Source organism: Salinactinospora qingdaonensis, assembly GCF_039539445.1.
In the GTDB taxonomy this organism is placed as follows: Bacteria; Actinomycetota; Actinomycetes; order Streptosporangiales; family Streptosporangiaceae; genus Salinactinospora; species Salinactinospora qingdaonensis.
The window spans coordinates 1-12,215 of the sequence record NZ_BAABDD010000032.1 but is presented as its reverse complement, the minus strand read 5'-3'; the positions used below and the strand labels follow the sequence as shown (position 1 = coordinate 12,215).

At 65.5% G+C, this 12,215-nt stretch carries 10 protein-coding genes; 4 read left to right on the top strand and 6 right to left on the bottom strand.

The features are described 5' to 3' along the window. Positions 1 to 2 precede the first annotated feature (2 nt). Positions 3 to 470, top strand: coding sequence for a DUF6917 domain-containing protein (locus tag ABD848_RS21425; protein WP_344975686.1), 468 nt, complete (start codon positions 3 to 5; stop codon positions 468 to 470). Positions 471 to 739: 269 nt separating this feature from the next. On the opposite strand, the gene ABD848_RS21420 is transcribed toward ABD848_RS21425, so the two are convergent. After that, positions 740 to 1,270 carry an EF-hand domain-containing protein gene (locus ABD848_RS21420; RefSeq protein WP_344975683.1) on the bottom strand — a complete coding sequence of 177 codons (531 nt, stop codon included), beginning with the start codon at positions 1,268 to 1,270 and terminating at the stop codon, positions 740 to 742. Positions 1,271 to 1,763: 493 nt separating this feature from the next. Between ABD848_RS21420 and ABD848_RS21415 the strand changes: the two genes are divergently transcribed. Both ABD848_RS21415 and ABD848_RS21410 read left to right on the top strand, forming a co-directional pair. Next, a complete protein-coding gene (locus tag ABD848_RS21415; protein WP_344975679.1) occupies positions 1,764 to 2,672 on the top strand; it encodes an SCO6745 family protein in 909 nt (302 codons plus the stop codon). A gap of 92 nt (positions 2,673 to 2,764) precedes the next feature. After that, positions 2,765 to 3,529, top strand: coding sequence for a protein phosphatase 2C domain-containing protein (locus ABD848_RS21410; protein WP_344975676.1), 765 nt, complete (start codon positions 2,765 to 2,767; stop codon positions 3,527 to 3,529). Positions 3,530 to 3,834: 305 nt separating this feature from the next. On the opposite strand, the gene ABD848_RS21405 is transcribed toward ABD848_RS21410, so the two are convergent. The 3 genes from ABD848_RS21405 to ABD848_RS21395 form a co-directional block, all read right to left on the bottom strand. Next, positions 3,835 to 4,755 carry an aminoglycoside phosphotransferase family protein gene (locus tag ABD848_RS21405; RefSeq protein WP_344975673.1) on the bottom strand — a complete coding sequence of 307 codons (921 nt, stop codon included), beginning with the start codon at positions 4,753 to 4,755 and terminating at the stop codon, positions 3,835 to 3,837. Between the two features lie 628 nt (positions 4,756 to 5,383). Further along, entirely contained in the window at positions 5,384 to 6,064 is a 681-nt protein-coding gene (locus tag ABD848_RS21400; protein WP_344975670.1) for a sirohydrochlorin chelatase, read from the bottom strand. A gap of 2,521 nt (positions 6,065 to 8,585) precedes the next feature. Beyond that, positions 8,586 to 9,512, bottom strand: coding sequence for an MHYT domain-containing protein (locus ABD848_RS21395; protein WP_344975667.1), 927 nt, complete (start codon positions 9,510 to 9,512; stop codon positions 8,586 to 8,588). Between the two features lie 316 nt (positions 9,513 to 9,828). Here ABD848_RS21395 and ABD848_RS21390 point away from each other — a divergent pair, with 316 nt between their 5' ends. Next, positions 9,829 to 10,368 carry a PadR family transcriptional regulator gene (locus ABD848_RS21390; protein WP_344975664.1) on the top strand — a complete coding sequence of 180 codons (540 nt, stop codon included), beginning with the start codon at positions 9,829 to 9,831 and terminating at the stop codon, positions 10,366 to 10,368. Between the two features lie 113 nt (positions 10,369 to 10,481). On the opposite strand, the gene ABD848_RS21385 is transcribed toward ABD848_RS21390, so the two are convergent. Together ABD848_RS21385 and ABD848_RS21380 are read right to left on the bottom strand one after the other, a co-directional pair. Further along, positions 10,482 to 10,730, bottom strand: coding sequence for a DUF397 domain-containing protein (locus ABD848_RS21385; RefSeq protein ID WP_344975661.1), 249 nt, complete (start codon positions 10,728 to 10,730; stop codon positions 10,482 to 10,484). Then, complete coding sequence (locus ABD848_RS21380) at positions 10,727 to 11,584, bottom strand: helix-turn-helix domain-containing protein (RefSeq protein WP_344975658.1); 858 nt, start codon at positions 11,582 to 11,584, stop codon at positions 10,727 to 10,729. The genes ABD848_RS21385 and ABD848_RS21380 overlap by 4 nt, the downstream gene beginning before the upstream one ends. Positions 11,585 to 12,215 lie beyond the last annotated feature (631 nt).

Sequence of the window (12,215 nt, the reverse complement as noted above, 5' to 3'; positions counted from 1 at the left end):
CGATGGGGTCGAACGAGACGACCACGCAGGAGGGCGGCATGTCGGCGGTGCTGGTCTCACCCGAGGCGGCGAGGGAGAACGGGCCGAAACGCTCGGTGGCCGGTGTCGTTGTCAAGGTGCTGCTGCACCGCCGAAACGAGCGGGGGATGACACTCGAACCGCACGCCGCGCGGTGTGTGAGCGCGGGTGAGGTCCACGAGTTGGTGACCACCGACCACACGGCGACGGCCTCCGGGACGCGGATCGACCGGGTGGGGTTCGTGGGGTTCGCCGAAATCACCCGAGGCGGGGTGATCGACCGCGGCGACGAGGTGTGGCTCGGCGACCGGCATCTGGGGACCGTGCTCGGGTTCGACGCCTGCCACATCCCCAACCACTACAACGTGCTGATCCACACGGACGCACCGGTGAGCGGCGCCGACCTTGAGCTACAGCCGGAGGTTGCGGTGCGCTTCGTTCCACGCGCCTAGGTTCTGGTTTTCGAACGGCTGGGGTGGGGGCTGTGGGGGTCTTCGTTGGCTCGTGTCTCGATCGCTGCGCGATCTCGCCGGCCCGCGAAGCGCCGGCGGACGCGCTCACCCGCGTGTGCCCACCGCCCGCTCTCGCCGCCCTTTCCAAAAACAGAACCTAGCCAAGATGCCCGGTACTGGTGCCGGCGCCAGTACCGGAACACGCGTTCAACGCGGGGGAGCTCGCTCAAGGCCCCGGGCCCCTCGAACGGTCCGCCCTTGTCAGGGGGTTAGCGGCCGAGGAAGGGGATGTCGTTACGACCCATGTGGTAGTCGCGAACGGCGGCCACCATCTCGTCGACCGACAGCAGCCCGCTGTCGTCGGTGTCGATCTGCGCGAAGATCTCCTGGGGGGTGGGCTCCTGCACGCCGATGGCCTCGATCCAGCGGTCGAACTCGGCCGGGCTCACCTGACCGTCGCCGTCGATGTCGAGCAGGTCGGCGATAGCGCCGATCGTGGGGCGCAGGACCTGGTCGAACCCAGATTCGCCACCGGCGATGATGTCCTGCTCAGCGATTTGGGCGAACTCCTCAACGTTAAGAGCCTCCTTTCCGGCCTTAGTCGAGAAGTGGTCCCACATTCCGAGGTAGGCGTCGATGAGCTTCTGCGCCTTGGCTGAGGACTCGTCTTGCTCCAGATTCTGGAGAATGCGCCGGGCCTCGGCCTCCCAGTCGGACTTGTCAATCTGGCCATCGCCGTTGACGTCCCACAGCGCGAAACGCTCGTCGAGCCGCTGACGCTCCTTGACACCCATGACCATTGCGGAACTTCCTTTCACTGTTATATGCACATGCAGGGGCGGTAGGTGCAACTCTCCGCAAGAGCTCTATCACCGCCACCCTTGCGGGTAATTACATCGCCCACTCCAAGCATACTAAACCCCGCTGGACTAACTAATTTTCCGAAAGATCTTCGCATAACCCGAGCCACCCCAACAGCAACAAAACAAATACGACATAAACGAAATACTCTCCCCCCGAATGAAAGCAATATCAACACAAGGGACACTCTACACATATGACAGTTTTAAGCAGAAAGAAAAATAAGCCGCAAAAGTACTTTCTGCCTCATATGGGCCATGTGTCCCCCTCTCCCGCGAACCGGCCACAGTCAACGCAGCCGAACACGAACGCACGCCGGCCCACTGAAGGCGGCTCCGCCCCGAGAGACTGAGCTCCACCCTGGCCTGAATCCGACCCCATGAGTTACTATCCAGTAACATTTCACGTCTCGATAACGGATGGAAAGCCCCCATGACTCCCTCTCCCGCTCTCCCCTCCCGCGGTGCAGCGCGCGCGGCGTGGAGCGCCGTCGAACCGCTGCACGCCTTCTCCTACTTCGCTCCCCAGGCCGCCGCCGGCTACGAGTCGCTAGGGCTGGACCCACGCACCATGGGGTACTTCGCGGCACGCTCAGCGGCGCTGGGGGCGACCTCGGCCGAGGTGGTCAGCTCGACCTTCTACAGCTTCAACCCCGAGCTCGTCGGCGCTGTGATCCCCAAAATCTGGCAGATCACCACTCCCGAGGCCGTACTCGCGGCTCGGCTCCGCGCCGTCGACGAGGCGCTGCGCCACTTTCTCGGTGATGAGGTCGTGGCGTCGGACACGGTGGCGACCGCTGCGGAGCTGGCCCAAAGCGCCGCCATGGCGGCGACCCGCCACGTCCACGGGCGCCCCCTCTTCGCGGCCCACGCTGCCCTCGCCTGGCCGAGCGAGCCCCATCTGGTGCTCTGGCACGCCCAGACACTGCTGCGGGAATTCCGCGGTGACGGCCATATCGTCGCCCTTATGCACGCGGGCCTGGCCCCGGTGGAGTCGCTGGTCAGCCATGCCACTGCCACTCAGTGGAGCACGAAGTGGATGCGCAAGAGCCGCGGCTGGTCGAACGCGGACTGGGAAGGCGCCGTCGCCGCGCTCGCCGAACGCGGGCTGGTCCGCTTCGACGAGGGCGAGACCGTGACGTTGACCGAGGCGGGCGAGCGGCTGCGCGCGGCTGTGGAGGAGCGCACCGACGAGCTGGCGCTAGTGCCCTACGCCGCGATCGGTGACGAGGGCTGCCGGCGACTGGCCGAACTGGTCCGCCCGCTCAGCCGCACCCTTGGCGAGAGCCGCCTACTGCCGCAAGGTCTCATCGAGCAGATGGAGGCGGCGGCAGCAGCGTAGGGCGAGCGCGCTCCCCCGGGGCCACGCCGGGTGAGGCGCTTCGCCCGCCACGCGCGAGCGCGGGGGCGGGGCACACGGGGTAATCTGCGATCGTGCTTATTGCCTACGCGAGCGAGCAAGGCGACGGCGAGCACAATGAGGATCTCGCCATGACCGGCCCGGGGTGGGCGCTCGTGCTGGACGGGGCGACGGCCCCGCCCGGAGTGGACAACGGGTGTCGCCACGGGGTCCGGTGGTTGGTGAGCCAACTCGCCGCGGGGCTGGCCCGGTTCCTGCTGCCGGAAGCGGGGCTGTCCCTGTCCGAGGCGTTGGCCCGCGCCATCGAGTGCACCTGTGAGGCGCACCGTGCCACCTGCGACCTCGGCAACCCCGATAGCCCGTCGTCAACGGTGGCGCTGGTACGGCGCACCGACACCGGGTTTGACTATCTCGTGTTGGGTGACTCCGCTGTCCTGGTGCCCGGCCCGGACGGGGCGGTCACCGCGTTCTCCGACACCCGGTTGGACCACCTTCCGGGCGGGCGTCCCTACTCGGCGGAACTGGTCCGGGCCTCGCGCAACGCACCCGGCGGGTTCTGGGTGGCCGGCACGTCGCCCCAGGCCGCCGCAGAAGCGGTCACCGGTTCCGTGCGCGCCGAGGAGGGCCGGTTTGCGCTGCTGACGGACGGGTGCACCCGGCTGGTCGACCACTACGGCTACAGGTGGCGGGACCTCTGGCGCCGGCTGGCCGAATCCGGGCCGGCGGCGGTGATCGCCTGGGTACGGGAGCAGGAGCGGCGCCATGGCGTGGAGCGCGGCAAGCTCCACGATGACGCCACCGCGCTGTGGGGTGATTTCGCGGGGCGCGGCCACCGGTAGTGGAAACCGGTGACCGCGCCTGCGACGCTGGTGCTGGCGGGCCAAGGCAGACACGCTCCTCTGCGTTCGCGCCAACCGTGTCGGACGCCGCCCCCTGGCGTCGTAGACGCAAGCAGTCGCCGTAACGCCAGGGGACAGCGCCTCGCCCAGTGGAACAATCGCGCACCACGGCGCTACGGGCCGGCGCGGCACCACTGGTGCCATGGGGCAGGGCCGTCGGCGTCACCGCTTAGGCAACGGGACGCGACAGGACCCGCGGAAGGTGGCTGCGCAAGCGCGGGAAACGTGGGTTAAGGCAGCAGCGGTCAGCGTTCGATGAAGTCGGTCAGAGCGGCGAACGTCGGGTGGTGGGTCTGGCCACGGTTGGCGAAGTCGATAGCGGGGATGGGTGCTAGCGCTCGGCACCAGTTCAGCAGCCGTTCGGTGGAGGTGCCGATGGCCGGAGCCAGCACCGCCGCACGGTGGTGGATCTCTTCGACGGTTTCAACCTGCCAAAGCACCCAGTCGATGCCGTCGAAGGCGGCGTCACCGGCGCAGGCGCGCGGGTCGATGGCGACGAGCCCACGCTCGGGTTCGCCGATCAAAACGTTGCCGGGGTGGAGATCGCCGTGGAGGGGAACGACATTGTCCTCGGCGGCGGCCAGCGCACGCGCGTGCGCGTGGCCTCGGTGCAGCAGCACCGGTGGCACCACATCGGCCGCGGGCCCCGTGGCACGGAGGTACTCCCAGGAGTTGTAGAGGAATTGCAGCCGCGTCTGGAGCGGGTGCAGCTCGTCGAGTTGGTCGGCGGAGATGTCGGCGGCGTGCAAGTCAGCGATGAGCGCGCCGATGTCCTCCATCGCCACAGGCTTGCCTACGTCGAGGGCGCTGTGGCCGGGCTCGATAAACTCCATGAGCAGGCCGCCTCGCGTGGAGTCGACCTCCCATATCATGGGGACGCGCCGTGTGCTCTCCCAAAGCCGCAGTACGCGGGCTTCGGTGCCGAGGATGGCGGGTTCCGGGCAGGTTTTGAGGAGCCCCACCGCTCCGTCTTCACGGCGACAGCGCACCACAACCGACGTTTTGCCGTGGGGGGCCGGCCCCTCGATGGTGAGCTTCCACTGCCGTGCTAGGTCGTCCAGGAGGGCCGGGAGAGAGTCGAGCCAGCTTTGGGCCCCACTCCCGAAACGTCGTTCTAGGCGCTCTCGCTGTGGGTCATCCACCAACTGCGTTATGACTTTGCCCATGTGTCCACTCTGTACAGACCGCTGTGTGGTATTTCGTGTGTCTTCTGCCCGCGATGTCGCATTTCACACCCAACGGGAAAGACTTTGCTGGATAATTGAAATGTGATAAGTGAGGCGTTACTTGCCGGTTGGCAGCTCTGCTCGACCGGCTCGCAGCCTCGATAAGTCCGGGAGGCGACACAGCCGCGGCCCCACCAGATACGTCCGGCGACACCGTTACCGCCCAAACGCCTACCGGTTCCCGATACGGCAAACCGGCCGAATTCAGTACGAGAGCGACAGTGACCACCGGCGCCGTTCGGCGAAGACGCCGGTGAACGCTCCCGAGAGCAGCGGTGCTCTGGCGCGTGGGATCGGATGCGACGAAGGCGACAATGGCGGCGGCGACCGTCGCGAGGTGACCGGTGCGGCCACCTCTCCCCAGTCACCAGCACCTGAGGGCGTGCGGGCCGGGAACGCGGAGGGGCTTCGGCCATGTGCCGATGCCCTTCCGCGTCCCCGGAACCACCCCACTGGCGCTTCGTCGGCAATAGGACAGATATGCCCTTATTGTCGTTTGTTTCGTTCATTGACATCTGCTGTGCCATCTCACGGGGGTCGCCGCGCCATTGCGGCGCACGGTTTTCGGTCAGGCTGCCAGTCGGGCCGCGGCGGCCCGGTGCCGGGCGAGCAAGGTGTCAACGACGAGACCGGCCGGCCACAGGGGGGTCGTCACGGACGTGACGTCCAACTCGCGCAGTTGCTCATCATCGGCGCTGGGTAGCAGTTGCCATGCGGCGACCGCTACGCGCTGCTGGCCATGACGGCGCAGCCGCTCGACCGCATCGGCCACCGAAGGTGCCCAAGCGTTGACATAAGCCACCTGCACCGGAGAGTGGACGCGCCGGCTCAACATGCGTGCCACGGCGGTCACCTCTTGGCGCCCCTCCTGGTCGGGGCTTCCGTCGGCCGCCAGGACCACTCCGTCACCCTGCTGCCATCCCGCCTCGTCGAGACGGCGCGCGATGTCGCCGACAATGGAAGGGACAGCACCGAGCGGGGACGTGGCGCAGGCGTCGAACCGGTTGTCCAGGTCGACTTCGGAGAACAGCTCCGCACTGGCGAGGTCGCCCCCCGCCAGATAGGCGGGGACCGCCACAAGTGGGCCGTCAATCGACTCGATCGTGTTGTTGAGTTCCTGCCCAGGCTCAAAAGCAGTCGCTACCGGAGCTTCGTTGCGCGATGCGACTGCGTCAGCGAGGTCGCACAGGGCCTCCATGCGATGCGTGTCCTGCGAGCCGTCGGCTACGAGCATCATCGTCGGGACCATATCCGCCTCCTTCCTCTGAGAAGCGCTGTCATCGCGTTCAGCGATGACGTCAAGCGTAAAGGACATGAGTTTCACCTCAATGACCCTGTGTTACGCACGTGAAAACAGCGTCTAATCACCCACCCCGCAAAGGCCAAAGAAACCTTCAAGGGGCCTGGTATCAGCGCCACGCCGCAAACACCGACAATCTAGCACCTATGCGAGCTAGGTTAATCATACGCTGTCTTAAGCATATCCGGGGTGGTTTCTTTTTTCCATAGCCAGACGGTGTAATCCGTGTCGCATGTGACGGTTCAACACCAGTCCTTACCTGGGCATACGCCCCTTGATCCCACTCAGGAAGAGCGGTTCCACCGTGGCACCGATCACTTTTCGACTTCTCTAGAGAACATCGGGGTTCGGAAGCGTTGATTATCCGCTGGGCTGCCCCTCGCAGAGGAATCACACTTTCAGCCTCGCGGTATAACCACTGCCTGGTGATTCCTGCCAGCAGGGAGACGGCGGGGCGGCGCCAAATCATTTAGATGCGCCAAGACCTGGGCTTTCACCGCCGGGCTGACGGGCGGTGATGTCTTGGCTAACGCTGTTGCGGTAAGAACTTGTGCGGTGCCGGCCGAAGCCAGACCAAGGGCTTCGGCTCTTTTCTGGTGCACGCGCCCCCACGAAAGATTATTCGTGCAATCCCGCTTCCGCGTTCCCGCGCGGTCCAATGGCTGAGACAATGCGCTCACCACCAGATTGGGCGGTACCCAAAAGCGGGGGGCAAGGCATGGGTTCTCCGCTGTTCACGACCACAGCGCACGCCCGATGAGGTGGGAAAACAGTGTCACCAGAAACCAGGACGACCCTCGGAGTGGAAATCGGTTAGCTGCGCCTCAGCGACATATATTGAGGTATCTGCCTGCTCTTCCCAAGTGTCAATCTCGCGGTATTGATGGGCATGTACCTCGATTTATATCCTATTTGCAGCACAAGAGTGCCTACCGCGCCCTTAAGGACTCCTCTCCGGAACAGCACGGATAGCGGGTGCCGTGACCGTCGTCCTCTCCGCGCCTCGCGGGAGCGCGCCTCGAAGCGGTGGTCGCTTCTGGATCGGCCCCTCCGGCTGTAGCCACGGCCGTTGCCGCTGGCGGTCATTGGCGTAAGGGCAGCCGCGAGAAACCCGCGGTAGCCGGCTACCCCCGCATCGCCCCTGACCACTGACCACGCGCCACCCCGCACCCTCACGGGACAGCATCGAAGAAGCGAAAATCCGGACCTAACGCTCGTATCCCCCACCCAGCGTGAGTAGCCTCCAAAGCCTCGATTCCTGGCAATTTGCCACCCCCGCCGAAGACGGCTACTAGTGGTACCCGTAACGTAACTCAACAGATGTGCGCGTCGGTTGGTGGGACCGCTGTAGCAGGAGTCCCACCGTCGGGCGTGCGCGACGTTGTGACGACCTCCGCTGTCCTCTCCCCGTGCCCCCGGAGGGTTCCCCCATGACCGATGCCTTTGTCCCCGACAGCATCCGCCATCCGAGCACAGGCGAACGGATGAGGCTGCGCCGGGCCTGGCCACGCGGCACCGGTCACGCACTGACAGAGTGGGAGACCCCCACCGGTGAACTGCTCGCCGGGCAGTGGTTCGCCGACCGCCGGCGCTTGGCCGACGCGGCGGCACGGACACCGGGGGCGCTGTCGCTGCCCCACATAGGCGTGCTCGTGCAGCCGACGGGTGCGGACGGCCGGCTGCCCGCGCTAGGCCGGTTGGTGCAGACTGACGGTGCCGAACTGCTGGCGCATCGAGCGGAGTGCCGGGCGACGGTACGACTGCCGGAGGGCTACGCACGGGTGGTACAGCCCGAGCACGCGCCGGCGCTGGTCGCCTATGCGAGTCGCGCGGCGCACTACGCGGGAAGCACGTTCACCGTCCCCACATTGACCGGCTACGACACCATGGGAGCCACCACCTGGTCGACGCTTCCGGGAGAATCACTGTTCGAGCTAGAGCGTTCCCGCCGCGGCGACGACCCCGCCGACGTTTGGCACCGGCTTGGACGCGGCCTCGCCGAACTGCACACCATGCGCCTCAGCGAGGCCGACACCGCCCAACTCGGCCAGCACACCGCAGCAGACGAGCACGAGGCCGTCCTACAGCGGCTGCGTCCAGCATGGCGCTATGCGTTACTCCCGGAGATCGCCCCCGATCCGGCCCTGGCGCGACTGCACCAGGAGCGACCGCAGCCCCCGACACCCGTGCACCGCTACTGCGGGGACCGTCACTACGTTTTCGACTCGACGACGGGACGTCTGGGCCTGGTTTCACCAGAGGGGCTCACCCTGGGGGAACCCGCTCTCGACTCGGCTGGTGCACTGGTGAGCATCGACCTGCGGCGCCGGCAAGGGGTGATCTCCCCTGCCCGGGCCGAAACGGCGCGCTCGGCGTTTTTGCAGGGCTTGTGTCCCGACAGCGAGACCTCACGCCGTATCGCGGCCTACACGGCAGCGGCACGGTTGCGGCTCGCCGGCGCCTACGCTTTCTACCCGCGGTGGCGCTCGCTGGCGTTCGAGCTGTTCTGTGAGGCGGTGGCCGAGGGTGAGCTTTCGCGGGGCCCAGGGGAGTGGCTGCCGCCGTTGGTCCGGGCCGGGGCGAAGATGGATTGAGCCGCCGCGGACGGCCGGCGCTCCTCGGCTACAGGGACCACCGGTGTGGTGGGGGTGAGGATGGCCAGGAGCGCGAATACGAGCGTGAGCAGGATCAGCCCAACGAACAGCGGGAGGAAGAAGTCCATGGCCTCGGCTCCCTCTGGCACGCGCCCTGGTCCGGCCGTTGTGCTCGTCTCTGCAACGCGCATCCCCATCATGCCGGTGTAGTGCATCGCGCTCACGGCCAGGCCCATGAGCAGGCTCGCCCCCAGGACGGGGAACCAGCCGCTGCGCAGGTGAAGGGCGGCCCATAGCGCGGCGGTGGCGGCTACGATCGCAATGACAATCGCGGCGACGACATAGCTCCACAGATGGTGCATCGTGCCGTACATCCGCATGGAGGCCATGCCCATGTAGTGCATGCTGGCCACTCCCAGGCCGGTGATCAGGCCCGCCAGCAGCAGCGGGCCGAGCCCGCGCGGGCGCAAGGCCACGATCGTCAACCCCACACCGACGACGACCACGGCGAGCATGCCGCTGAGGATGGTGAGCACGATGTCATAGCGGATCACCATGCCCGTGACCTGAAAACCCAGCATGGCGATGAAGTGCATAGCCCAGATCCCGGTGCAGCCGATGGAGATCGCCGCGCCCAGCAGCCAGCCGGCTCGGGGCCAGCCGCGTCTTGAGCGCACGTGGCCGGCCATCACCAACCCGACCAGGGCCCCGATGCACGAGACGGTGTAAGCGAGGACCGGGGTCCATAGTCCGTACGCGAAGTGTTCTATCTCGACCACTGTCACTTCCCCTCCAACGGACATGGTGCTCCGGTCCCTCTAAGGTCGCGGATCATCACAAAATAAAAAACAAAGTTAACAAAAAATGTCGCGAGCAAGCACTCGCCGTAGGATGGCCCCCTCACTACCGAACAACAAGCGCAGCGTGGACCGCGGCCGGAGCGCCGCAGTCCATGAGGCATCCCGTGATGTGACCCTTTGGCGCTTCAGCCAAGAGACGGCGAATGGCTCACATCCTTAAACAGGCTCGTGTATACGGTCAACGATCGGAGAGTGACCACCCCTGTGCAGCTCTTCGGCTGCTGACGGCACCACGTAACCACGCAGAGTTAGCGATCTAATGACAAAAGACCCAAAAGGCCCCACAACGGCACAATTCGCTGTGCTTGGGTTGGTTGCAGAGCGTCCGCGGCACGGTTTCGCGATCGCCAAACTGCTGGGACCACGTGGTGAGATCGGCCGAGTGTGGTCTTTGCCTCCCACCGTTATCTACCGAGCGCTGGCCACAACGACCGCACGAGGGCTGACCGACGTCGCCGGGTTCGAGGACAGTGAGTTCGGGCCGCAGCGCACCATCTACACGATCACCGCCGCGGGCAACCACCTGCTGCGCGAGTGGCTGTACCGCCCGGTCGACCACGTCCGCGACGTACGCGTAGAACTTCTGCTCAAGCTCGCTTTGCTCGACCGCTCCGGTGAAGACCCCGTGCCGTTGCTCCAGGCGCAGCGCGAGCACCTCGTACCGGTGGTCGCGGGGTTGCGCCAGCAATCCGCGGCAGAGCGCTCCGGTTTCGACCGCACCTTGGCGATCTGGCGGGCCGAGTCCGCTGAGGCGGCCATGCGCTTCATCAACCGCGCCCTGAGTGAACACTCCTGTTGAAAGCGGCGGGACGGACGGTCACTCCAGGAGAGGAGCCCGCCGAGGAAAACGAGAAAGTGGGGCCCTGGAAGGGAAGCCAGGGCCCCACTCTTCTTTAACTCTCACGACAACCGTTAGAGCCGGTTGTGCCGGGCGGCCCCAAGGAAGGCATCCCACTCCTCTGCTCCGAAGAACAGCGCCCCCCGGTGCGGGTGCTTGGAGTCGCGAACAGCGGCGCCACCAAGGGGACCAACACCTTTGTCCCGGTCGTCGCCGCTCCCGGCGGGAACAGACGACGGGACGTAGGCAACCTCTACACAGTTGTTGCGAGCCCCGCTGTAGCTTGAGGTGAAGAACGTGAGTTGGTCGGTAGAGTCGGTCATGAGCGGCTTTCCATCGTCTTCATGGCCTCGGTGATGAAACGCACCGACGCGGCCGGTGTCAGCGCGGCGTTTTGCGCGCTCGTCCAGATAGCGTTGTAATGTCGGAGATCTTCGTCCCCTTCCACCCACACGGTGGAGGTGGGCGTCTCCGCGTAGCCAATGCTCGCATAGAACGGCGCTGGAAAGTCCAGAATCATAAATGAACCTAGCGTGGCGGCATGCATCCCTGCGGAGAATGGCAAGACATAAATGCCGATGTCCGGTTTCTTAGCCATGTGTAACAGGTGCCGCAACTGCTCGATCTGGACGGATGTGTCCTCGGCCAAACGTACGACCGCCGCCTCGTCTATGACGGCGGAAAAGACCGGCGGGTAGAGCTTGGTCAGGATCTGCTGCCGTTGCATTCGCGCTTCGACGTGGCGCTTCATCTCCATGTCATCGTGGACATCGCTTCCCCGGAAAACGGCCTCGGCGTAGGTAGGGGTCTGTAGCAGCCCTGGGATGACCTGGGACTCATAGGCCCTGATGGCACTGGCCTCAGCTTCAAAATCCGGAAGTGCGTCGGTCAGCACGTCTCTGTAGCGCATCCACCAGCCTCGCTTGCCGGCTCCCCTGACAAGCTCGCTGAGGGCACGGCGGGTGTCCTGATCCTTCACGTCGTAGATATCCAACAGCTTCGTCAGATCAGCCTGCTTGACCTGCTGTTGGGCCAGCTCCATCTTCGATAGCCGCGACTGGGGCCAACCACACTCTTTAGCTGCCTGAGTCGTCGTGTAGCCGGCGTTGGCGCGCAGGCGGCGCAACTCGGCGGCAAGCTTGCGGCTACGGATCGAGGGGGCTTGCTGGCGCTTCATGCTCAGCAGTTTAGAGGGAACGGACTTATCTACCGAATTCGTCAAGGCACTTGAGGGAAACGAATTATTCGATCCATCATAAGTAGTGACCGAGCAGCCTCTTGGGCAACAGCCCCTGGCTACCGAAAGGGATTCCATGCCCCTATGCGGACACGGTGCGCACCAAACCGACATAACGCCCGAACTACAGCATTACCGGCGCTCAGTTGAGCGAAGGCCGTGGCGGGGCGAATACAGGTGCGCTGTCCCAACGGTGTTGAAATCACCTCGTACCGCGGTGCTGGGGCGTGGGAACGTTGCCGATAAAATCAGCGCCGGTATCGAGGCGTGCACGATGTGGCCCGCCTCCGCTATGCCGTCCCGGCGGCACTAACATCGCCGCTCCTCGCGCAGGAGTGGCCGCTACGACCATCGAGAAGGTGGCAGCCTGCCTGCCGCCAGCGCCGCGCAACAGTCGCGACGCGCCGCGCCGCCGAGCCCGAGTGAGGGGCGGGCTCGGCGGCGCCCCCCCGGGGGCAATGTGGCGGGGTGTGGCTTCGGTCTGGGGAGAGCGTGCGGGGTTTTTCGTCGCTCGTGCCTCGATCGCTTCGCGATCTCGGCAGCTTTGACGGGGGCGCTGTGTCTTTGACGC

What these genes read in the sequence shown, in the direction of transcription:
- ABD848_RS21425 (WP_344975686.1), top strand. Translation starts at nt 3, where the DNA reads ATGGGGTCGAACGAGACGACCACGCAGGAGGGCGGCATGTCGGCGGTG.
- ABD848_RS21420 (WP_344975683.1), bottom strand. Translation starts at nt 1,270, where the DNA reads ATGGTCATGGGTGTCAAGGAGCGTCAGCGGCTCGACGAGCGTTTCGCG.
- ABD848_RS21415 (WP_344975679.1), top strand. Translation starts at nt 1,764, where the DNA reads ATGACTCCCTCTCCCGCTCTCCCCTCCCGCGGTGCAGCGCGCGCGGCG.
- ABD848_RS21405 (WP_344975673.1), bottom strand. Translation starts at nt 4,755, where the DNA reads ATGGGCAAAGTCATAACGCAGTTGGTGGATGACCCACAGCGAGAGCGC.
- ABD848_RS21400 (WP_344975670.1), bottom strand. Translation starts at nt 6,064, where the DNA reads ATGGTCCCGACGATGATGCTCGTAGCCGACGGCTCGCAGGACACGCAT.
- ABD848_RS21395 (WP_344975667.1), bottom strand. Translation starts at nt 9,512, where the DNA reads ATGTCCGTTGGAGGGGAAGTGACAGTGGTCGAGATAGAACACTTCGCG.
- ABD848_RS21390 (WP_344975664.1), top strand. Translation starts at nt 9,829, where the DNA reads ATGACAAAAGACCCAAAAGGCCCCACAACGGCACAATTCGCTGTGCTT.
- ABD848_RS21385 (WP_344975661.1), bottom strand. Translation starts at nt 10,730, where the DNA reads ATGACCGACTCTACCGACCAACTCACGTTCTTCACCTCAAGCTACAGC.
- ABD848_RS21380 (WP_344975658.1), bottom strand. Translation starts at nt 11,584, where the DNA reads ATGAAGCGCCAGCAAGCCCCCTCGATCCGTAGCCGCAAGCTTGCCGCC.